The organism is Helicobacter sp. MIT 05-5293 (genome assembly GCF_000765665.2).
Lineage (GTDB): Bacteria > Campylobacterota > Campylobacteria > Campylobacterales > Helicobacteraceae > Helicobacter_C.
Map to the genome: position 1 here is coordinate 1 of NZ_JROZ02000007.1, position 23,118 is coordinate 23,118.

21 protein-coding genes are annotated in these 23,118 nt (G+C 38.5%); 4 read left to right on the forward strand and 17 right to left on the reverse strand.

Annotation, left to right across the window (positions count from 1 at the left end; all coding sequences use genetic code 11):
- Positions 1-1,254: DUF2972 domain-containing protein (locus LS68_RS09335; RefSeq protein ID WP_138091480.1), on the forward strand; the 1,254-nt coding region annotated here is incomplete at its 5' end.
- Positions 1,255-1,273: 19 nt separating this feature from the next.
- On the opposite strand, the gene flhB is transcribed toward LS68_RS09335, so the two are convergent.
- The gene (gene flhB / locus LS68_RS09340; protein WP_034373793.1) at positions 1,274-2,389 is read right to left on the reverse strand and encodes a flagellar biosynthesis protein FlhB; all 1,116 of its coding nucleotides are present in this window, start codon (positions 2,387-2,389) and stop codon (positions 1,274-1,276) included.
- 9 nt (positions 2,390-2,398) lie between these two features.
- Positions 2,399-2,974: a molybdenum cofactor guanylyltransferase MobA gene (mobA, locus tag LS68_RS09345; protein ID WP_034373796.1), complete on the reverse strand. Its 576-nt coding sequence runs from the start codon at positions 2,972-2,974 to the stop codon at positions 2,399-2,401.
- 93 nt (positions 2,975-3,067) lie between these two features.
- On the opposite strand from mobA, the gene moaA reads away from it, so the two are divergent.
- The 3 genes from moaA to LS68_RS09360 are packed head-to-tail and all read left to right on the forward strand — an operon-like array spanning position 3,068 to position 7,688.
- Positions 3,068-4,057 carry a GTP 3',8-cyclase MoaA gene (moaA, locus tag LS68_RS09350; protein ID WP_034373799.1) on the forward strand — a complete coding sequence of 330 codons (990 nt, stop codon included), beginning with the start codon at positions 3,068-3,070 and terminating at the stop codon, positions 4,055-4,057.
- A 36-nt stretch (positions 4,058-4,093) separates the two neighbouring features.
- Positions 4,094-5,176 carry an aminofutalosine synthase MqnE gene (gene mqnE / locus LS68_RS09355; protein ID WP_034373803.1) on the forward strand — a complete coding sequence of 361 codons (1,083 nt, stop codon included), beginning with the start codon at positions 4,094-4,096 and terminating at the stop codon, positions 5,174-5,176.
- Positions 5,177-5,183: 7 nt separating this feature from the next.
- Entirely contained in the window at positions 5,184-7,688 is a 2,505-nt protein-coding gene (locus LS68_RS09360; RefSeq protein WP_034373806.1) for a heavy metal translocating P-type ATPase, read from the forward strand.
- A gap of 26 nt (positions 7,689-7,714) precedes the next feature.
- Here LS68_RS09360 and LS68_RS09365 read toward each other — a convergent pair whose 3' ends face one another.
- The 15 genes from LS68_RS09365 to LS68_RS09435 form a co-directional block, all read right to left on the reverse strand.
- On the reverse strand, positions 7,715-9,769 hold the full coding sequence (locus tag LS68_RS09365; protein WP_034373809.1) for a DUF262 domain-containing protein: 2,055 nt from the start codon (positions 9,767-9,769) through the stop codon (positions 7,715-7,717).
- A 192-nt stretch (positions 9,770-9,961) separates the two neighbouring features.
- Positions 9,962-13,150 (reverse strand): FAD-linked oxidase C-terminal domain-containing protein, encoded by a 3,189-nt coding sequence (locus LS68_RS09370; RefSeq protein ID WP_241993736.1) that lies wholly within the window; start codon positions 13,148-13,150, stop codon positions 9,962-9,964.
- A 9-nt stretch (positions 13,151-13,159) separates the two neighbouring features.
- Positions 13,160-13,906: a hypothetical protein gene (locus tag LS68_RS09375; RefSeq protein ID WP_034373644.1), complete on the reverse strand. Its 747-nt coding sequence runs from the start codon at positions 13,904-13,906 to the stop codon at positions 13,160-13,162.
- Positions 13,903-15,132, reverse strand: a complete 1,230-nt coding sequence (coaBC, locus tag LS68_RS09380; protein WP_034373648.1) for a bifunctional phosphopantothenoylcysteine decarboxylase/phosphopantothenate--cysteine ligase CoaBC — start codon at positions 15,130-15,132, stop codon at positions 13,903-13,905. The genes LS68_RS09375 and coaBC overlap by 4 nt, the downstream gene beginning before the upstream one ends.
- 51 nt (positions 15,133-15,183) lie before the next feature.
- On the reverse strand, positions 15,184-15,678 hold the full coding sequence (locus LS68_RS09385; protein WP_034373651.1) for a ferritin: 495 nt from the start codon (positions 15,676-15,678) through the stop codon (positions 15,184-15,186).
- A 74-nt stretch (positions 15,679-15,752) separates the two neighbouring features.
- Positions 15,753-16,751 (reverse strand): UDP-N-acetylglucosamine 4,6-dehydratase (inverting), encoded by a 999-nt coding sequence (gene pseB / locus LS68_RS09390; RefSeq protein WP_034373654.1) that lies wholly within the window; start codon positions 16,749-16,751, stop codon positions 15,753-15,755.
- 16 nt (positions 16,752-16,767) lie between these two features.
- The gene (gene mrdA / locus LS68_RS09395) at positions 16,768-18,552 is read right to left on the reverse strand and encodes a penicillin-binding protein 2 (RefSeq protein ID WP_034373658.1); all 1,785 of its coding nucleotides are present in this window, start codon (positions 18,550-18,552) and stop codon (positions 16,768-16,770) included.
- The gene (locus tag LS68_RS09400) at positions 18,549-19,019 is read right to left on the reverse strand and encodes a hypothetical protein (protein ID WP_241993737.1); all 471 of its coding nucleotides are present in this window, start codon (positions 19,017-19,019) and stop codon (positions 18,549-18,551) included. The genes mrdA and LS68_RS09400 overlap by 4 nt, the downstream gene beginning before the upstream one ends.
- The gene (locus LS68_RS09405) at positions 18,968-19,432 is read right to left on the reverse strand and encodes an N-acetyltransferase (RefSeq protein WP_034373664.1); all 465 of its coding nucleotides are present in this window, start codon (positions 19,430-19,432) and stop codon (positions 18,968-18,970) included. Before LS68_RS09405 ends, LS68_RS09400 begins: the two co-directional genes overlap by 52 nt.
- A complete protein-coding gene (yihA, locus tag LS68_RS09410) occupies positions 19,432-20,073 on the reverse strand; it encodes a ribosome biogenesis GTP-binding protein YihA/YsxC (RefSeq protein ID WP_034373668.1) in 642 nt (213 codons plus the stop codon). The genes LS68_RS09405 and yihA overlap by 1 nt, the downstream gene beginning before the upstream one ends.
- Positions 20,070-20,561, reverse strand: a complete 492-nt coding sequence (gene lptA, locus LS68_RS09415; protein WP_034373672.1) for a lipopolysaccharide transport periplasmic protein LptA — start codon at positions 20,559-20,561, stop codon at positions 20,070-20,072. The genes yihA and lptA overlap by 4 nt, the downstream gene beginning before the upstream one ends.
- Positions 20,558-21,097 carry a hypothetical protein gene (locus LS68_RS09420; protein ID WP_034373676.1) on the reverse strand — a complete coding sequence of 180 codons (540 nt, stop codon included), beginning with the start codon at positions 21,095-21,097 and terminating at the stop codon, positions 20,558-20,560. Before LS68_RS09420 ends, lptA begins: the two co-directional genes overlap by 4 nt.
- Positions 21,078-21,569: an HAD family hydrolase gene (locus tag LS68_RS09425; RefSeq protein ID WP_034373679.1), complete on the reverse strand. Its 492-nt coding sequence runs from the start codon at positions 21,567-21,569 to the stop codon at positions 21,078-21,080. The genes LS68_RS09420 and LS68_RS09425 overlap by 20 nt, the downstream gene beginning before the upstream one ends.
- Positions 21,566-22,153, reverse strand: a complete 588-nt coding sequence (gene hisB, locus LS68_RS09430) for an imidazoleglycerol-phosphate dehydratase HisB (RefSeq protein WP_034373681.1) — start codon at positions 22,151-22,153, stop codon at positions 21,566-21,568. The genes LS68_RS09425 and hisB overlap by 4 nt, the downstream gene beginning before the upstream one ends.
- A 27-nt stretch (positions 22,154-22,180) precedes the next feature.
- On the reverse strand, positions 22,181-23,056 hold the full coding sequence (locus LS68_RS09435; RefSeq protein ID WP_138091489.1) for a septal ring lytic transglycosylase RlpA family protein: 876 nt from the start codon (positions 23,054-23,056) through the stop codon (positions 22,181-22,183).
- Between the last annotated feature and the right edge of the window lie 62 nt (positions 23,057-23,118).

Here is a 23,118-nt window from a genome sequence, read left to right on the forward strand (position 1 = left end):
CACAATAAAAAAATAGAATCTCATAATCCCAACAAAAATACACTATCACACACACCCATACATCATCTTATCTTAAGCTATGAGAATATCCCTGCAGAATTAGCATGGGAGATGAATGTGCCTTTAGTTTGGGGATATAATGGCATTTGGCTTTATAATAGCTGTGCGGGCGGAGAAGCAACAGAAACTTTCTTTCATCATTGTGAAGGTATTGAATTTTACACCGTGTGTTGGAAATTTGGAGATTACAAAAGTGCTTATATTGATTTGTATCAGCATTATTTGCAAGGCAAAAATATCCTCTTTTCTTTCAATGCTTGGCAAAAGGGTGCAGAAAAATTTGCTCACCTGCTTGATAAAAAAGTCCCTATTTTTAGCGTTACTCGGGATTATATCAGTCGTCTAAAGACAGGTGTTAATCATATCAGTGGCACAGAGCCGATAACTGATAAATTTAAGAATCTCTCTTTAAATAGTGAAATCATTTTCCCTCAAATCCATTATCGCGGAGCTTACAAAATGAAACCCGATATAGACATTCTCCAAACACTTGATAATTTTTCACTTCAGTGGGGGGATTTTGGAGGGCTTAGACTTAGGCTTGATTGGCTCAAAAATGCAACTTCCGATATTCATTTTATCCCTATTGATGAGATTAGCGGGGACAAAGCTTTTCATACATTTGTGAATCTCTCAAAGAAACTACACTTCAATGTGCCAAACAATCCCAAAGCCTTTAGTGGCAAAGTCAATCGGTATGAGGGTTTATTGATGTTGCCTTGCACTTTAAGAGCAAATACCAAAGATATTGACAAAAATGCACAAGAAGCACAAATCGAAATACTTATCACGACCCACCAATTAACCCCCAATAATGATCATAAACTCACAGATATGACAAATTTTATAGGTATTGATACACCACAAAAGAATCTTGTTTTGTATATAAAACAAGAGGAATTTAGAATCTTGACAGAAAACAAACTTTTATTTGATGCTGTCCAAAGTTATTTCCAGAGATACTTTCACGCATTGCAAAGCTATATTGAGAATCTGAAAAATAATCTTTTTAGCGAGCAAGATATATTGAATTATTTAAAGAATAATCCACAACTTGCCTTAGCGTTTAAAAAACAGATTCAAGAGGATATTACGCTTATCAAATCCCACCGCTCTGATATTATAGAATCATGGAAGTATTATCAAGAGTTTGAAAGAATATGCAAGGAACTAGAAGAAAACGATAATCACTAAGCGCAGATTCTGTGATTATTTATTGCTTGAGCTTGCGAGCCTTCTCCAAAATGTCTGACATTGTTTTCTTGCCCTCGAGCAAATCCAATCTCTCTACTTCTTCCAAAACCTTTGCAGTTAATACAAAAAGTGCCTGCGGTATCACTTGATTAATCTCTGCTTGACGATAAAGCTCCCTTGCCAAAGGGGGATTTTCTATGATTCTAATATCATATTCACGCGCGACACTTTTGATACGGACAGCTAGCTCATCGACACCCTTAGCAACGACAACGGGCGGCATATGATGCTCAATCTCTTTTTCACCATACCGAATCGCTACGGCATAGTGCGTAGGGTTTGTAATCACTACTGATGCAGTAGGTATTTCTTGCATCATACGCCTACTTGCAAGTTTTTGCTGCATTTGTCGTATTTTAGCCTTGATCTCTGGGCTTTGCTCGTATTGCTTATACTCTTCTTTGACTTCTTTGACACTCATTTTTAAGCTTTTTGTGTATTGATAACGTTTGATCAGATAATCACTCACAGCCATCACAAAAAACAAAATCAACAACACCCCAATCAGAATCAAAGCTTTTTGCCTAAACCACATTATTTGTCCATACAAACCCGACATAGAGACGCTTGGCAATTCATTAAAAAAGCTCACAAATACAGCAAATGCCACAATAAAAGCAACAAAAACTTTGAGCGTAATCATAAAACCATCAAGGAGTTTTTTGAGTGAAATCACATTTTTTACACCCGAAATAGGATTGAGCTTTGAAAGTTTGGGTTTAATCACCTTTGGAGAAAAAAGAAGCCCAAATTGTGCGACATTAGCAATAATACCTGTAATCATCAATGCAAGAAACAAAGGAGCTAACATCACAAACACTTCAAAGGCAATGCTTAACATCAGATTCCCTAAAATGCGCCTATCGACATCGAGATTAAAAAGTGCATTGACATGGACGAAGATTTTTTGCGCTCCCTCCACCCAATAAGGAATGAGGAAAAACATCATACCCAAACCCACCAATAAAATAAAAAATCCCACCATTTCGGGACTTTTACCGACATTTCCCTCCTCACGAGCCTTTTGGATTTTGTGAGCGGAAGGGGCTTGGGTTTTTTCTTCATCATCAGCCATCATAAACTCCTATTGTTGCAACATTTGATGATGTTGAAGTGCCAAAAGATAATCATGCTTTGTGTTGATATTCAAACATTCTTCCTCGCTTGCCTGAATACCTTGATGAGTATGCGTAGCCACAATGCGATGAAGTGCATAATCTTGAGAATCCAAAGCCCGCTCAAGCGCACTAAGCATCGTAGAGTGCCATTTAGAGATAAGATAATGAGCCTTATGCAATGTTTGTGCATAAACAATATCTGCTTGAGTTTGCGCGATTGCATGAAAAGTTTGCGATGTTACAAAGGGTGTATCCACACTGACAAAACATATCTCTTGAGCATCTTTGAGAGACATAAAAGCATTATAGATTCCGACCATAGGTGCAAAAACTGATTCAGATTCAATCAAAAACGATGCGTCAAATGCAAATTTATCTTGTGTCTTGGCACTGATATAGACTTGCTCAAAAATACTGCTTAAATGGCGTAAAGTCCATTGGGTTAGACTGATCCCTCCCAGATTCATTTGTGTTTTGTCCTCTCCCATTCGTGAGCTTTTGCCTCCTGCTAAAATCACGCAAGGAATGTGAATCTTGTCCATAAAAAACCTTAAAAACCTTTGTATTTTGTTGCGCATTATATCTTTTTTTGTATGATTTTGTTTCAATAAAATTAAACTCAATATGGAAATAAAATGCTTATAGACACCTTTGGACGCACTATTGATTATTTACGCGTATCCGTAACTAAACAATGTAATTTCCGATGCCAATATTGTATGCCCCACACACCAAAAGATTTTGTTGATAAAAGTGCCTTGCCTTTGCCTCAAATGCTAGAATTTATCAAAATCGCCATTGATAATGGCATCAAAAAGATTCGTATCACCGGTGGAGAGCCACTCTTAAGACCAGACTTAAGTGAATTTATCGGGGGGATTTTCACCTACAAAAAAGATATTGAAATCACACTTACTACTAATGCTTTTTTTCTTTACAAATACGCAGCAAGTCTCAAAGATGCGGGATTATCGCGGATTAATATCTCTCTTGATTCTCTCAAACCTCAACGCATTAAAGAAATCTCCCAATGCGATGCCCTCCCACAGATTCTCAAGGGCATCGATGAAGCGCATCGTGTAGGGTTAGGCATCAAAATCAATATGGTGCCACTTTTAGGCATCAATGATGATGAAATCATCGACATCTTGGAGTTTGGCAAACAAAACGGCTACCTTGTGCGGTTTATTGAATTTATGGAAAACACTCACGCGAATGCAGCTATCAAGGGGCTATCAAGCAAAGATATTTTGCGTATCATCGCCACTAAATACAGCTTTGAACTTCTCCAAAAAGAGCATTTTGGACCAGCTAAAATCTATGCCCTATCCCAAAATGCCCCACACACACAAAAAGCCTATGCTTTTGGCATCATTTCTCCCCATGAAGATGATTTTTGCCAGAGTTGCAATCGTATCCGATTAACGAGTGATGGCGTCATTTGTCCTTGCCTTTATTATCAAGAAAGTGTCTCTCTTAAAGAAGCAATTCTTGCTAATGACACCGCACAAATGCAAAAACTTTTAGAAATTGCCATCAAAAACAAACCCGAAAAGAATCAATGGGATACAAATATGGTAGAATCCAAACATTCAGCGCGTGCTTTTTATTACACGGGCGGTTGAACCAAATTAATTAGCAGTATAACAAAAGGAGCAATTATGGATTTGTTGCAAAGAGTTTTGCACAATGAGAATCTAAGCGTCCAAGAGCTTAGCAAACTTTATGAATATGATATTTTTACGCTTGGTGAAGTAGCGCATCAATTACGCAAAGAACGATATGAGGATAAAGTATTTTTCAATATCAATCGTCATATTAATCCAAGCAATATTTGCGCCGATGTGTGCAAATTTTGCGCATTTTCAGCTTCACGCAAAAATCCTAACCCTTATTCAATGAGTATTGATGAAATACTCTCTCAAGCACGCCGTTCTTACGAAGCAGGTGCGAAAGAATTACATGTCGTATCCAGTCATAATCCCTATTATACTTATGATTGGTATTTTGAGCTTTTTGCAGAAATCAAAAAAGCCATGCCAGATATTCACCTCAAGGCTTTGACAGCTGCAGAAGTGGATTACTTAGACAGAATCTCCCACAAAGGCTATCAAAATGTGCTTGAAGATATGGCAAAGGTAGGGGTAGATTCTATGCCCGGTGGAGGTGCAGAAATCTTTGATGAAAAAGTGCGAAGCTTCATTTGCAAGGGAAAAGTCAGCTCTACAAGATGGCTAGAAATACATCAATATTGGCATTCTTTGGGCAAAATGAGTAATGCTACAATGCTTTTTGGACATATTGAGACACGAGAAAATCGCATCGATCATATCTTGCGATTGCGTGATGCTCAAAGTGATAGTGCAATTGTCCAATCTAAAAAGGGCGGATTCAATGCCTTTATCCCTTTACTTTACCAACGACAAAACAACTTTCTTAATGTGCAAAAATTCCCCAGCGGACAGGAGATTCTAAAAACCATCAGCATTGCGAGAATCTTGCTTCCTAATATTCCTCATATCAAAGCTTATTGGGCGACTTTAGGACTGAATCTCGCCATTGTCGCACAAGAATTTGGAGCAGATGATATGGACGGCACGATTGAAATAGAATCCATACAATCCGCTGCGGGAGCTAAGAGCAAAAGCGGCGCAAGTAAAGAAGACCTCATCGCACAAATCAAAGATGCGGGGCTAAGAGCCATAGAACGAGATTCTCTGTATAATGAAATCAAGGAATGGTGATTGTAAATTGTCCGATTCGACTCAATGCAAATGCTCTCATTGCCAACTTTTATACAACAAATCGCAACTCAAAGAGGTATCTAACCCGCAAGGAGAAAGGCTTTATTTTTGTTGTAATGGCTGTGAGAGTGTGTATTTTTTATTGCATCAAGCACACCTTGATAGTTTTTATGATAAACTCAACACACCTCTTTCCCCACCTATTGCGCAAGAAAATCAGGATTTGGCGCGTTTTGACACGGCAGGATTTCATCAAAAATATGTTACCTCACTCGCTGATAAAAATACTCCCACACTTTGCGAAGTGCATTTGATTCTTTCAGGGATTCACTGCGCGGCGTGTATCTGGCTCAACGAAAATATCCTCTTACAACAAGAGGGAATCCAACAAGTGCATATCAATTATACAAACAATAAAGCCACGATTGTATGGGATCATTCCAAACTCGCATTAAGTGAAATCATTGCACTTATCCGCTCTATCGGTTATGATGCGTATCCCTATGACGCAAGACTGCAAGAAAGCCAAGACAAAAAACAAATGAATGAATATTATATTCGTGTGATTGTCGCTCTTTTTTGCACAATGAACATTATGTGGGTGGCGATTGCACAATACAGCGGATATTTTCTAGGCATTGATGAAAATGCCAAAGATATACTCAATCTCGCCTCTTTTATCCTATGCACACCCGCGCTTTTCTATTCGGGCTTTGTTTTCTTTCGATCAAGCTATTATGGGTTAAAAAATGGCTTTATTGGTATGGATTTGCTTGTCGCGGTAGGTTCGACTTTGACTTATTGCTATTCGATTTATGCGGCAATCACACACAGCGGGGAGACTTACTTTGAATCTGTGAGTATGATCATCACTTTTGTATTGATTGGGAAATTCCTCGAAGTGCGTGCGCGCAAAAATGCGGGTGATAGTTTGGATAAACTTACGCATTTTTTACCCACAAGCGTGCAAGTATGTGAGCAAGATAATCCAAATCAAGTGCGCACCAAATCACCCGAAGAAGTGCAAGTGGGCGATGTATTACTCGTCCTTGCAGGAGAAAAAATCGCCATTGATGGCGTGCTATTAAGCCAAAATGCGCTTTTTGATACAAAAGCTATCAGTGGAGAATCATTGCCTATTGAACAAAAAAGCGGTGATGAAGTGCTTTCAGGCTATGTCAATCTGCATCATCAAATCTATTATCGGGCGACAAAAGCTTTCTCGCAAAGCTTGATGAGCCATATTATCAGCATTGTTTCCTCTTCGCTCTCTTACCGCCCGCACATTCAGAATCTCGCTAATAGCATCTCGCAATATTTCTCACGCACTATTCTTACAATCGCATTATTAGGATTCTTAAGCTGGATTTTTATCGGTGAAGTGAGCATTGAGCGGGCATTGATGATTAGCATTTCAGTGATTATTATTGCTTGTCCTTGTGCTTTGGCTCTGGCTACGCCCATTGCCACGGTAGTAGGCATTGGGGAATCTTACAAGCACAATGTGTTATTCAAACAAGCACAATTCCTCGAAACTCTTGCCAAAAGCCATTTAGTCGTATTTGACAAGACAGGCACACTCACGCAAGGCGAACCCAAAGTGCAAAAAACACATCTCTACGCACAATATGACAGGTCTTTGCTCCTTGCTTTTGTGCGTTTGAGCAAACACCCCGTAGCAGAAGGCATCAAAGAATACCTTGATGAGCAATGCGCGCAAGAATCGCACAATTGCGAATCTCACACAGAATACACATTGAGTGATTTTACACAATTTGACGCGCAAGGGATTCAAGCTCAAGTGATAATCAATGGGCAAACAAAAACCCTCTTTGGTGGGAATCTTACCTTTTTGTCATCACAAGACATTGCCTTGCCTAAACTTGACCTTGGCGATTGTATGGTTTTTGGCTTTGGCATCAAAGATACAGATTCACAAAAAAGCGAACTTTTGGAAATTATTACATTAAAAGACAAGCTCAAAGATGACGCAAAAATGCTTATAGAATCATTACATTCTCAAGGCATTAAGACAGCACTTTTAAGCGGGGATCGTCAAGAAAGTGTCGCTGAAATCGCGCAAATGCTTGATATTAAAGACTATTATTTCGCACTTTCACCTTTACAAAAAAACGAATGGATTCAATCATACAAAGCCGCTCACCCCGATGAGATTGTCGTGATGGTCGGCGATGGTATCAATGACGCACCAGCACTTAGTCAAAGTGATATTGCAATATCAATGGGTGCAGGAAGTGATATTGCGATTTTAAGCAGTGATGTTGTGATCCTTGATGACCAGCTCTCCACGCTTAATCGCGCATTTATCCTTGCACGCAAGACATTCTCAACAATCAAACAAAATATCCTTTTAAGCATTATTTATAATGCCTTAACGATCCCTCTTGCGTTGTGTGGGCTGATTATCCCTCTCATTGCGGCACTCTCAATGAGTCTAAGCTCACTCATTGTCGTGCTTAATTCTTTGCGGCTAAAACGCGCTGATATATAGTCGCACAGGATTTCATAAATCACGGCTTAATTCTCCAATATGAAATCTTGTGGATTAAGGCGACAAGATTCTATGAAATGAGCAAGATTCTTCCCCGTATCTCGTGCGGAAGCACTTGAGATAAACCAAAATCCGCCTTTTTCACACTTTACAACTAGTATGCCATCTTTGTCTCTAAACTTAGCCTTTTTTTCATCAAATTCAATATAGCCAAGATTCTCATCTGTCGCTTCTTCGACTACTCCACGATGATACTGATACAAATAATCTACGATGATTTGTGCTAAATCTTTAAGGATTTTTACATTATGTCCTTGTCCATTAGGCAAAAATAATCTGTTAAAATAAAAATGTGTCAAATCATCACTCAATGTTTTAAAAACAGCTCTCTTGCGATATTCTTTTGGCAAATCCTTAAAAATCTCCACTTCGCAGAATCGCTCTGCCAAATACCTTGCTCTTTCTTTAATTTGCTCTATCCCCCAAGTATCCATATTGGTAAAATACTCATTAAGCTTTAAAGAGCCATGCTCAAGAAATATCTCTATTTTCTCAAAAAAGGGTTTATTCCCAAGAGTTCCATTTTGCCCTGTAAGGGAAAGATTCCCGATTGTATGGAGATACATATTCTCTAAAATTTCATACTCCTCCCCGACTAATGCACGCCACTCTTTTGTCGGTGTCTGCGGATAAAAATGCTCTATGGTGGCTTTAGATTCATCAAAGCCGTCTTTATTAATCTTTTTTTCAATCTCTATCAATACTAATCTTGTGATAAAATTTTTTCCTTTAGAATAAGCAGTCCATGTTAGAAAACTCTCTTTGATTTGCATATCACTTGGAAAAGTCTCTCTTCCCATTTTCTCTCCCAAGATTCTTTGCATTCTAGTATTGCTTAAATTACCACTTTCTATTAAATTTGAATAAAGTGGATAAATGATGTCATTAAGTGCCTCTGTGCCAAGTCTATAAATATTTCTTCGCACATAGTAACTTATAAGCGTTGCTAACATAGCGTCAAAATTATCAAAATCCAAAACTCCTTTCTCAAAATCATTAATTAATCGCATAACCAAAGGATAAGATACACCAAATCCAATATCCACAATCGTATGTATTCTTTGTTTTAATTGCTCCATTTGTTTAAGGGTAGCTGGAGTATTTGCAAACTTAAATTTCTTCTTAAGAAATATCTGATAAATTCTTCCATAATTACACATTTCCTGCATTAGTTTTTCTGTATCTTCTTCAAATCTGTCTCTATGATGAGATTTAAATTTTTTATACAATGCTCTTTCATCTTTTTCTTTTACAGAAGCACCATAATATATTCTTAGATATGTTACTATAAAAGATTCTGTATGTTTCTCCATTTCCGTGTATTCTTCCATTGGCTTCCAATAATTTTCATAAAGCCTTGCTTGTTCATCAGAATTTTTACACATCATCAAATAATTACGAATCAAATCTATACCTTTTAAACGCACTCCTGTAGCATTTATTCGTTCAAATATAACTTGAGGATCATCAATACCATTTTCAAGGCAAATACCAAAAAGATCTACGCGCGCTAGAGCACCATAAATTCTTTCCAATATTTCATTATCTTTTTTAATAGCATTTCTGAAAAAATTATAGTTTTTGATAATATCAGACTGCATATAGTCTGAAGTGGGTTGATCATTCATAAGGGCTTCATAAGCCTTTCTATCAGACTCAATTGGTTTTAATCTCATTTTGTTTTGATCTTTGAGCATATTCTCAATTTTTTGTTTGATGATTGCATCTTTGGTTTCACCATGAATAGCTTTCAGCAAAAGCATTGTGGTCGTAATCCTTTGTTGTCCATCAACAATCACAAATTCCATATTGCCATGCGCATCATTTTTGCTATGTTGGATAAAAGTAATCATTCCAAAGTGATGTGTTTTATTTGTGTCCCTTGCAAGAACTTCAATATCCTCCAACATCTGCTCACAGTTTATTCTTTCCCACACATAATTTCGTTGATACATAGGGATTGAAAATTGCACATTTTGATTCCCCACAAATGCACTTAAATTTGTCATACTAGGTTTCATATTGCTTTCCTCATTAAGTTACTACAATGAAATTATACCCCCCCCCCCCACTGAAAATTGGCTTAAATTGAGAGCAAAAGATAGTCGTTTAATATGTTGTTTGCAGAGATTGCATCAAGGTAAAGAAGTATGATGAGCAAAGAATGATAAGATTCTTTGCTCACATTGATATAAAGCTTTAGAAGATTTTACTTATTGAGAGCATTTATCCACAAGATAAATCAGATTCTGCCAGCCAAAGCCGCTTTGTTCGCTTAGTCCAATTTCACAAGTGCTAGAGCTACCGTATCCGTGAGAGATTTTTTTATCACCCAATCCCTCATAAAATGCCTTAAACTCTTTTAGCGCACTTTCATTAAGTTCAGGCGTAGTAAAGCCTTTATTCCCCGCAAAACCGCAGCATTCGGTCTTTTGGTGGATTATGATTTCTCCCTTGATACAAGCTTTAGCCACTTGATAGAGCGTATCACTCCATTTGCCCTTTTTGGTCGCACACATCATATATAGCCCGATATTTTCCTCCAAAGGCGCGATAGAAAGCTTAGGCAGAAGCACTTGTGCAATGTATTGGGGCATATCATAGAGTTTGATTGAAATACCGCTATGCTTAGCAAACTCCTCCACACGCTTGAGCAATTCATAAGTGCAAGCACTATGATCGCACACAATATCAAGCTTTTCTTCACTTGCACTAATCACAAGCTCTTTATAAGTCTCATACGCAAGCTCATCACTTGGTTTTTGATAATCCTTAAATGCCTTACCACAGCACAGATTCTCGAGATTCTGTGGATAAAGGACATTCACGCCTGCTTTACGGCATACATTTTCAAACACCTCTTGGATCGGACGCTTATCGGGCATTTTCACCGATGGTGCAAACATTCGATTGATGCAAGTGCTAAAATAAATCACACTGCTTTTATTTTCAGGCGATGTTTTGGATTCAAGCATATAGGTGTTGGGTTTAGGCATAAAAGTCGGGACAATGGGCGTAGAAAAAACCTTATGTGCGCCCTTGCTAAGAGATTTTGCAATACCTGCACCTAAATATTTACTGCCAAAATTCGCCACTTTAATTGCATTTCTTCCCCATTTCATCGTGCGCGGCAAATGCGTAGCAAGATTATTTGCGACTCTTTTTGCCACAAAACCTGCTTGCTCACGCTTAAGCTTAGAAGCAATCTTTGCGGTATCAATCTCCAAAGGACACAAAGAAGCACACATCGAACAAGTAGCGCAAGTTTGCACACCAAAATAAGCATAGCCTTTTTTTAGCTCTTTCAGAATCTCTTTTTGCGTTAGGGGTGCATGGGTCTGGTGCTTGGCGATTTTAGAAGCAATGTCTTTTGTGCCTTTTTCCACGATCATATTTGCGTTGCTTTTAAGTGTATCCATGAATGAATGAGCATAAGATGATTGAGAATCAATTTGAGCGGGATTGGGTGATGATTCGTGAAGAGATTCTTGCGAAGATTCTAAAGCAGAGTTTGGAGAGAGACTTTGGGTGGATTGTCGCATATCTTGTGCAGATTCTTGTATGACAGAATCTGTAATCTTATCCTCTAAAAGCCCTTTTGCCTCTAACTCTTCAAGTCGCGCAATCTCTCTGCGCACGGCGATTCTCTGTCGTGGTGTGAGTGTCAAATCTTTGCTAGGACAAACTTTCTCGCAAAAACCACACTCCATACATTGGTTGATAAAATCCTCAATAGCATTGGCAGGTTTGAGATTCTTTAAATGGATTGTATTGTCATCACAAATAATCACATCAGGATTGATAAGATTCTTTGCGTCAAAAATCTCCTTAATACGCCGATTGAGTGCGTATGCTTTCTTACCCCATTCCTTTTCCACAAAAGGCGCCATCATTCGCCCTGTGCCATGCTCGGCTTTTGTGCTACCGCCTAACGACACCACCATATCCACCATATCGTCCATAAAACGCGCGAAATTCTCCCTTTCTGTATCATCGCCTAAAAGCGGTGTAATAATAAAATGCACATTGCCAGAGAGCGCATGTCCAAAGATAATACCTTCAAAATGATATTTCTCAAAAAGCGTGGTGATTTTTTCCATACCCGGCGCGAAAGATTCTGTCTCAAAGCAAATATCCTCTGTAATCACCGTGCTTCCACTGCGCCTTGTCGAAGCCGAAATAGGCAATAATCCTTTGCGGATTTTCCACCATGAATCTTGTTGCTTAGAATCATAGCTAAACTCCTCGCCAAAAAGACTGGGAGCGGATTTGAGTGCGGATTTGATACGACTAACCTTTGATTCTAAACCCTCTTTTGTAGAATCTTCAAGCTGGACAAGCAAGGCGCAATTCCCTTTTTTTGCACGAAAAATAATCTCTGGGATACCCTCCAAATGGCTCACTGCGTCCAAACAACCATAATCCATCATCTCTGCAGCACTCACAATATCCTCATTATGCGCGAGAATCTTCACTGCTTCTGACGCACCAAGCAGATTCTCATAGAAAAGCAATGCACAAGCCTTAAAAGCATAATCCTCCACGCATTCATACTCTACGCGTGAAACAAAGCCCAAAGTCCCTTCCGCTCCGATAAAAATGTGATTGAGAATATCTTTAATATCACTAAAATCAAGCAACGCATTGAGGCTATAGCCGGTCGTATTTTTAATCGCAAACTTACGCTTAATCAATGCCTTAAGTTTAGAATCTGCAAGAATCTGCTCTCGCAAGGCAAGTAGAGAATCCACCATGCCTTTATGTGTGCGCATAAATGTGTGGAGATTCTTTTCATCGCTCGTATCAAGCACAAAACCATCATGCAAAATCACGCGCACTGACTTAATCGTATTGTAGCTATTTTGCTTTACACCGCAACACATTCCGCTAGAGTTATTCGAAAAAATCCCGCCAATCATTGCATTATTGATTGTCGCAGGATCAGGTCCGATTTTCTTCCCAAAGGGTTTAAGCGCAGCATTTGCATCGCTACCTATCACACCACAAGAGAGCCAAATAGATTGGGGACTTTCTGAATCTGCGGACATAGAATTGCGTGAAGAAGCCTTTTTATGCTTAGATTCAGAATCTGAAGGATTGAAAACAAACTTCATATCCTGCCAATAACTATTCGCAAGCACAAGCACGCCCTCACTGCAAGCTTGTCCGCTTAGGCTTGTCCCTGCAGCACGAAAACTAAGAGGAACATTGAAGCGCAAACTCCATTTAAAAAGCTGACAAATCTCTTTTTCATTTTTCGCTCTCACCACGACTTGCGGGACATAACGATAGCAAGACGCATCTGTCCCATAGGCAAATCGCCGCAAATAATCCGTGTAGATTCTCCCTTTTAATGCCGACTTGGCAACACTCACAAATCCTTGATAATCTGGTTGCATCATTAAAACTCCTTATCCTTTGATGTCTAAAAGCTGCTCCTTAAACTCATACATAGGTTTGATATTTTGATCAAGCCTAATCACACCGACTTTAAATCCTCTAATATCCTCGAGATTCTTTTCCAAAATCTCTTTTGTGCTTTCGTATAGCACTTTTATATCAAGGATATTGTCTTGATTTTGATGTGTGATTTCACCCTCAATCATACCCAAAACAGGCATTATTGCAGTGAATCTTACTTTATTTGTAGCAATTTTTTTCACCTGCAAAATATTTTCTTTTTCACCCACAATCAGATTAAGCACTCCGCTTTTTAGTGCTAAAAGCATATTGCTTAAAAACAAAAATTCATTTTTACTTGATGCACTAGCAAGTTTTTGGAGAATAAAATCTTTAAAATCCTCAAAAATATTACTTTCTTCGGTTTGTTCTTCTAGTGAAAACAATGACTTCAAATCATCAATCGAAAAATGCAAAGGAGAGTGTTGGAAAGATTGTAGAATCTGCGGCTGCATCACAAGATTACGCAAAGCAATATGTCCTAAGGAGCTTTTTCCCATTTCACCCCAATATCTCCCTCCGATTAAAAGCTCTTTATGGCTTTTTGTCTCAATTTTTTGCGAACCAATTTGTAGCAAATACAAATCCCCTTTAAGTTTTGCCAACACCTTAATCGTAAGGGGCAATGAAGCGTTAAAATGCTTTTCCTTTGCGGCTGTATGAAGCAGCTGTGTGATTTGCGTAAGTCTAGGGATCATCGGCTTGCTATCTTTTTGTAAAAATCAGCTATGGCTAGGGCTGTGTCAAATTTAGAGCATTCCCCTACTTCAAACACCTCATCTTTGGCAATAAGCGTCATACGATTAGAATCTCCCCCAAAAGGACAAGTAGGGCTAATCACATTCAAACACACCATTTCGCATTGTTTTTGTGTAAGCATTGCTTTTGCCGACTGCAAAGCATTAGGTGCATCAAGCTCGGCTTTAAAGCCAATCTTGCAAACGCACGAAGAATCTAAACCCAAAAGAATATCTTGAGATTGCTCGCAAGTGATTTCAAGGTGCTTGCCGACTTGTTCTTTTTTGAGTTTTCCTTGAAAAGACTGCATAGGGATAAAGTCAGCAAGAGCCGCCGCCATAAAGATGATAGGTTTAGAATCAATACAATCTGCAAGATTCTGATTAATCTCTGTTTGAATTGCACAAGAAAAATCTTGCACACTTTGGGCAGGAATCTGCTTTATTCCTAGAGGTAAAATGACAGGAAAAGAGCTTGCAATCAAACTCACTTTTGCTCCACGCAAATAAAGTGCGAGTGCGAGAAAACTCGCTTGTTTGCCGCTAGAATGATTGGAAATATAGCGCACCTCATCAATATTTTCAATCGAACCTCCACCGGTGATAATCACTCTTTTTTCTGTCCAAAATGAATCACAACTCAAGCTTGAAGCAAGGGCAAAAATGATTTGATTCACATCGGCTATTGCACCCTCCCCTTCATCGCCGCAAGCAAGCTTACTCACACGAGAATCTACAATGCGATAGCCCATTGCTTGTAATTTATGGATATTTTCTTGTGTTTGAGGGGCGCGGAGCATTTGCGTATTCATCGCAGGAGCGAGAATCTTTGGTGCATTAGTCGCAAGCAGGGTTGAGAGCATCACATTATCGGCAATACCTGCAACAATTTTGGCAATTGTATTTGCTGTCGCTGGAGCGATCAATACGACATCTGCCCATTTGGCATAAGAAATATGGTTTGCACCCTCTGCTGTCCATGATTGACTCTCTTGCGTAAGAACGATATTTTGACTAAGTGCTTCAAAGCTAAGAGGTGCGATAAAAGCTTCGCTTTCTGGGCTCATCACGACTTTTATATGAGCGTCATATTTTCTCAATGTGCTGATAAGGTCAAGAATCTTATAAAGAGCAATAGAAGCACTGGTAAGGATAAGGATTTTTTTGTGTTTAAAAAGCGTTTGCATTATATTCCTTCTAGATTCTATAATATTTTATAGAATCTAGCACGGAAAAGCTTATTTTGAGGTAAGGTCTTTAATAAATCGATCAGCCAAGTAAGGTCCATCACCACTTGAACCAATGAGTTTGATTTTATCGACAATCCCACGGAACAATGCTTCTTCCTCGTGTTGCTCACTCACATACCATTGCAAGAAATTAAATGTAGCATAATCTTTCTTTTGCAATGTAAAATCTACAAGCTCATTGATAGATTGTGTGATTTTTTGCTCATGCGCATAAGTTTTTTCAAACACATCTAAAAGCCCATTAAAGCTTGATTCTGGAGCAGGGATTTGTGCGATACTGACTTTAGAATCTGTTTCGTTAAGATAAGTAATCAAACGCTTAGCATGGCTACTTTCTTCATCGGCGTGTTGGAACAAAAACAAACCCGCACCATCATAGCTATTTTCATAACACCAAGAACTCATACTCAAATAGAGATTAGCCGCATACATTTCTTTTGCAATTTGCTCGTTGAGCATTTTAACAATATCTTTTTCTATCATTTTCATTCCTTTAATGAGAATTTAAAGCGAAAGAATTGTAAAATGTTTTTTCTGATGTTTAGCTTAAAATTTTATCATTTTTCTATAATTTTGAGAATCTCTTGAGAATCCAACCACCATTCGTTTTTATCACTGCTGTATTCAAATCCTGATGATACGGGCTTTCCTTGCTCTCCTCTAAGTGTTTGATGATAATCAATAGGCGTTTGAAAATTAATTGTAGGCATAATAATAAAAAAATGTTCAAACTCTACGCACAAATGAGAATCATCTTTAGGCACCATCACTTCATGCAATTTTTCACCCGGGCGTATGCCAATCACCTTTAAAGGCAATTGTGGCGCAAGGGAGCGGGCTAAATCTACAATCTTCACGCTAGGAATCTTTGGGATAAAAATCTCCCCTCCATGCATTCTCTCTAAACTATCCAAAACAAATCGCACCCCTGATTGTAGTGTGATAAAAAAACGACTCATACGCTCATCGGTGATAGGCAACTCTTTTGCCCCCTCACTGATAAGTTTTTTAAAAAATGGTATCACTGAACCCCTTGAACCCACAACATTACCATAACGAACCACACTAAACTTCGATGCTTTGCTTCCTTTGATATTGTTTGCAGTAACAAAAAGTTTATCCGAGCAAAGCTTTGTCGCTCCATAAAGATTAATAGGGTTAGCAGCCTTGTCTGTGCTAAGGGCAATAATATGCTTGACATCATTGCTCAAACACGCGCTAATCACATTGCTCGCGCCATCAATGTTGGTTTTAATACACTCCATTGGATTATATTCTGCAATGGGGACATGCTTTAAGGCTGCGGCGTGGATACAAATATCCACACCAGAAAGTGCGACTTCTAAGCGACTTTTGTCTCTCACATCACCGATAAAATAACGCATTCGCTTATCGTCAAAAGCTTGTTTCATTTCGTATTGTTTTAATTCATCACGACTATAAATGATGATTTTTTTAGGGTTATGGTGAGTAAGCACTTCTTGCACAAACTTTTTACCAAAACTCCCCGTGCCACCGGTAACTAAGATCGTTTTAGAATCTACAAGATGTCCCATAATCTGTCCTTTAAGTTTATTTAATATAGCCTAACTCTTTAAGTTTATTAGCAATCTTGACAAGCACAGGTCCGCCGTTTCCACCACTTCCTCCATGCTCTATAAGAATCGTAACCACATATTGTGGATTCTCATAAGGTAGAAATGCTGTAATCCAAGAATGCGAACGATGAAAATATTCCATATCAGATTCTTTAATCCGCTTTTGGACATCTTGAGGGATTCCCACGACTTGTGCCGTCCCTGTTTTGCATGCCAAACTCACTCTTGTGCCTTGTGTGCGATAATACGCCGTTCCACCCGGAACAGAACAAACTTGATACATACCCTTACGCAAAACGGGAAGTTTGGACTTTTGCGTATCATTCAAAATATCGCGAATAGGAAACTCTGCAGGTGTTTCATTAAAGCTCTTTGCAAAATGAGGTGTTACAAGCTTGCCTGATGCAATAAGCGCAGTATATCGAGCAATCTGAATAGGCGTAGTCAGAAAATACCCCTGTCCGATAGATGTAACAATTGTATCTCCAGTATACCAATCCTCACCATAACGTCTTAACTTCCATTCGGGTGTGGGCAATATGCCACTTGCTTCATTAGGAATATCCACACCTGTGCGCTCACCTATGCCCATTTGGTGCAAGGTTGTCGCCATATTTTCTATCCCCGCTTTTTGGGAAAGCTGGTAAAAATACACATCGACAGATTCTCGAATCGCTTTCACTGCATCAGCACTGCCATGCCCACTTGCCTTCCAATCTCGAAACTTCCTCCCACCAATTTCAACAAAAGGCGGCGTTTTAATCACCGTGTTTTCATCAATGCCTGTGTATTCCAAAAATGCCAAAAGCATACCCATTTTAATCACAGATCCCGGAGGATAACGCCCATTAGCAAATTTATTAATCAAGGGTTTATGAACATTTTCTTGCAAATCTCGCCAATTTTTATGACTGATACCATCAACAAAATAATTAATATTATACTCTGGATAACTGCCTGCCGCAAGAATCTCTCCATTACGGGCGTCCATTACTATCACCGCCCCCGATGCTTCTTGAAATTGCGCATCAATACTTTCTTGAAGTTTAATATCAAGCGTCAAATGCAAGTCGTTGCGTTGGAGAATCTCATCTTCTTGCAAGATTTCAATCTCTTTATAAAACGCATTAATATGTGATTTCTTATAACCTGCTTCACCTTGCAAAAAGGTATTATAGGTCTTTTCAATACCTTCTTTTCCGATGATTTTGGTGTATTGGGATAAAGGATTATTGCGTATGTCTTGATCATTTGCCTTAGCGACATAGCCAATCACATGTGAGGCAATACTTTCATTAGGATATAGTCGCTTTTTATTTGCTGTGATAACAATATTTGATGAGCGTTTGAGATAGCTATAAATGCCTAGCATCTCCGCATAAGAAACAAAACTCACCAACTCAACGGGCGCGTGATTATAAGCATGATCTGATTTTTTATATAATTTGATCAGATTCTGTTCATCAAGATGAGGAATAAATTTTACAATCCTACGAATCTCTGCTTCAAGGACTTGTTTGTCGCGGATTCTAGGCAATAACGAAACAGAGAATCCTAATTCATTAATCGCCAAAGTCTCGGCATTGCGGTCCAAAATATAACCGCGCATAGGCATCAAAACTTCTACTTTGGTGATATTTTTTTCAGCAAGTTTTTCATAATAATCGTGATTAATGATATTCACAACAAACAATCTGACAATAATAATAAACCATACGATGACAAAAAAAATGATAGAAATTTTATAACGCAAATTCATAAGAAAATCGCCACAATCATTTCAAGTGCAATAAAATAGAGAATCATAAGAAAACTACAAGAAAAATTCACACCCACAATCAAATCAAGAATTTCAATAATAAAATAATAGCTTAAATATGCAAGGGCAACATAGGCAAGTTTAAGTATTTTTGGTGTATTAAGTATCACTTGAATCTTTGGAATCACTAACAAGGATAAAAATAAAAACACAGCAAGCAAAAATCCTAAGGGGATATTGTTTTCAATCTCAACAAAAATCACTGCACACGCAATAGCCAAAAAAGAATAAAAATTATCAGATTGATCAAAACGGATAAACAAAATCAAACATATCCCGATAAGCGGAGGCAAAAAAACCAGCATACTTGCAATGCTTTCATAAATACACAATCCGGCAAAAAGTATAACAGCTTTTAAAATGTCTTTATTAAAGCTATTTCGTCGCATATTGGAAAATGTTTGCATTTGATACAATCCGCCCATATTTTATGATTTGGTAAAAATGATTTTTCTATTATAGCAAAACCTAACCTTTGAAACAATGAAGCCCGATAGGTTAGCGTGAGAATCTCTTTCACGCCAAGCTCTTTGCCTTCATCAATAGCCCTTTGCACGAGTTTGCTTCCAAGCCCTTCTCCTCTATAATCTTCACGAACAACAAGTGAGCGGATTTCAGCCAATGAAGTTGAATAGATATAAAGTGCGCAAAATCCTGCAATCTCTCCTGAATCTGCCACTGCAAGCTGATAAGAGCGTATGGCATTTGCCATTTCATCTTCACTACGTTCTAAAATAATGCCGTTTCTTACTTCAATGCTTACAATTTCTCGCATTTGTGGAATATGAGCAAGTGTGGGCTTAATAATTTCAAACTGCATTATGAATATCCTAAAACTTTTTGTAAAATCACGCCTCGTAGCTGCTTTATTGATGTCAGCTTCCGATGATTGCTATTTGTCGCACTCACGCAAAGACTTTGCGTAGAAGAAGCACTTTGAGCAATTTTATGGATTTGAGATTGATTGAGTTTATCACATTTAGTATAAATACGCAATATCTGCTGATCATTGCGACAAATTTCTTGTAAAAATCCCTCTACTTGCTGATCAATTGCAAGATCTTGATGTCGCGCATCAACCAAATGCAAAAAAAGCTTAATACAATCGCGTTTGAGCAAGAATTGGAGGAGATTCTTTTCCCAATGTTTTTTTGTATCCTTGCTGACTTTGGCATAACCAAAACCGGGTAAATCAACAAAAATCAAAGGCACAATCTGCCCTTGAATCTCCCACAATGTCTCAAAAAAATTGATTAATTGCGTCTTACCCGGCGTTGAAGAGCTTTTGGCAAGATTCTCATTGAGAATCGTATTAATCAATGTGCTTTTCCCGACATTACTTCTCCCTAAAAAAACAATCTCTGAATAATGCGGAGCAGGCGCATTATGAAAATCATTGGCACTCTTTATAAATGAAGCTTTTTTGATTATGATGGGATTATCAGATTCTTGCGTATTCATTGCGATTCTTTTTGTGCAGGGGGATTACTACTTTTTATACTATCCATAGTGAAAGTAATAACGCCCGGACGATGACTTGAACCCCTTACACTAGCCTCTTGCGTTTTCATATTAAAAACAATCAGATTCCCTGTGATGAGGTTTTTATTGCCCACTTCTTCAATACTTGCGCTATCAATGAATTGATACTCATCTTTTTGCACATCATAAATGGCTTTCTTTGCTTGACCCCTCACCTCTTTATCGGGAAGTTTTGCATAGAATCGCACATTGCCCGTAGCAGTATATTTTTGAGGCTGACGCTTTTTATTTGTCTCTATAATGACTTGATCCGCCCATAGTCGATCTTCCCCTCTGATGACAAGGACTTCACCGCTAAGCTCTGTAATACCTTTTTGCACATCAGAGGTAAATTTTTTTGCGCTCACTTCAAGTGTATCAGCAAAAAGCCCTAAAAAATAACAACAAAATATAAGGAAGATTCTCAAAAACTTCTCCCTATTTGTATATCCGCTTTAATATTATCAGCACGGACTTCATTACTAAATGCATTGTAAAAAATATTGATTCCTTTGGTATCTGCCGTGTTGTTTATCAAATGAAAAGCACCCTTGCCCTGGAAGATTCTATTATTATAATCATAAGTGCCATCTTCACTCCAAAAATGCAAGCCGTCTTCACGCAGATAATTTGCACCTTGAGAAAAGGTATATCGTCCCTCTTTATTAACTACAAATGGGGCATAAATAAATTCATTAGCACTTTGCGGATTATATTGTTCAACAAAAAGATCATAAATTTCCTCATGATCGTTATAGCGCATAGCTTTTGCTCCATAAGAAAAAGATTGAAAATATTGAGAATTAATCAAATAAAGCGTAAAGTCATTGATTTCGATATTGGGCACTTCTTTGCCAATATTTTGGTGAATCTCCTCATTAGAGGTAAAAAATATAATGCTCAAAAGGCTTAATGCCAATAGGCTAAAAAAGAAGGCATAAACTCTATGAATAATATTTTTCAAGCTTTTTATCTCCATTGATTCTTAATACATCTTCAATCATCTCTCTCACAGCACCCTTTCCACCTTTATGCTTGAGAATCTTAAAGGCATATTTTTTTAGTGCTTGTGCGCCATCTTTAGGCATATAAGCCTTACACATCTTAAACATACCCAAATCATTCAAGTCATCGCCAATACAAGCAACTTCAGAGGGCTTGAGATGCAATTCTTTAAGCAATTCTTGAATCTTTTGTGCCTTATCACTCACCCCCATATAAATATGTGCAATTCCTAGCTCTTGCGCACGATTTTGCACTATCGTAGATTCTCTACCCGTGATGATGGCACTCTGTCTTTTAAGCTGACGATTCCAAACACTAATAGCCAAGCCATCTTTGATATTAAAGCTCTTCATCTCTTCACCCGATTGCGAATAATACACTCTCCCATCACTTAATGTCCCATCGACATCAAACACAAGCAATTTAATCATACGACACCTTTGGTAGAGGGAATGGAGATTCTCTCATTATGAGCCAATGCTCTTCGCAAACTCACTGCAAAGGCTTTAAACATCGCTTCAATAATATGATGCAAATTTTTACCGCGTTTTAAGACCAAATGCACACTGATTCTAGCATTAAAACACACTGCGCGGAAAAACTCCTCGACAAGCTCCACATCAAAATCACCCACTTTGCCCTTAAAACTTTCATTAAAAGCACTCGTATCAAAAACCAAAAAAGGACGATTGCTTATATCAATATCACACTCCACACACGCTTCGTCCATTGGCACAGAGGCATTACCAAATCGCTCAATACCCTTAATCGGATAAATCGCTTGTGCTAATGCCTCCCCAATAACAATCCCGCAGTCTTCCACGCTGTGATGAAAATCCACACAAATATCGCCCTTACAGCAAATCTCGAGATTCATTAATGAATGCTTACCAAGAGATTCAAGCATATGATTAAAAAATCCAATCCCACAATCTATTTTCGCTGCGCCTTGCCCATACACTTCTAATCGCACTTGAATGTCCGTCTCTTTTGTTGTGCGTGAGAGTTCTATCATTGCTCCTCCTTACATAGTTTAGAGAATCTAATCACGGATAAAGAATCCGCCCTGAATCTGTGTATTTGTCTTTAAAAAATCACGCGCTTCTTTCTCACTTTGGAATCCTCGCAAAAACACCCGATAAATCGGTGCACCCTCAAGCTCAAATTCCTTAATCACACTCTGATAGGGAGGGAGATGCGAGAATCTCTCTTGTGTGATTTGCGCTCCCTCTTTTTTCCGAAATGCCCCTACTTGAATGGCAAAATCCCCTCCACTCACAGATTTTGGCGTCTTATCGACTTTAAACTCTCCGCTTAAAATATCATCACTTTCAATGCTTTGCACACTTTGTTTAGAATCTTTATTCACCACACCGCCAAAGCCAATTACTTCCAAACGCACCTTAGCTGTGCCGACTTTCACCATATCAATGTCATGAGCTGCTGCATTGCTCAAATCAATGATACGCCCCTCCACAAAAGGACCTCTGTCATTGATGCGCACAATCGTGCTTTTGCCATTTTCGACATTTAGCACCCTGACAACCGTATTCATTGGGAAGGTTTTATGAGCAGCGGTGTGCGCATACATATTGTAAGTCTCACCATTAGAGGTTTTTTTAGCATGAAAATCTGGTCCATACCAACTCGCATAGCCGTCAAACTTATCACCCAAGCTCACTTTTTCGGGATAATACCATTTCCCACCGACTTGATAAGGACGCATCGTGGCTTCTTGAATCGCTGGCGATTCTCTCATAGAGTTTCCACCGATATTGGGTGTGATGCCTTGATTAAACGCATCAAGATCATCAAAGCTTTCATTGAAGCTCTTAAACTTACCATTACTATCCGCATAGCCCCATTCTTGATTCGAAGCACAGCCCCCTATACCACAAATCAATACGATAACAAACATAAGCGAGATAAGAGAATGAAGGTTAAGAGATTCTTTCATTATGTTTCCTTTTATATTCACTG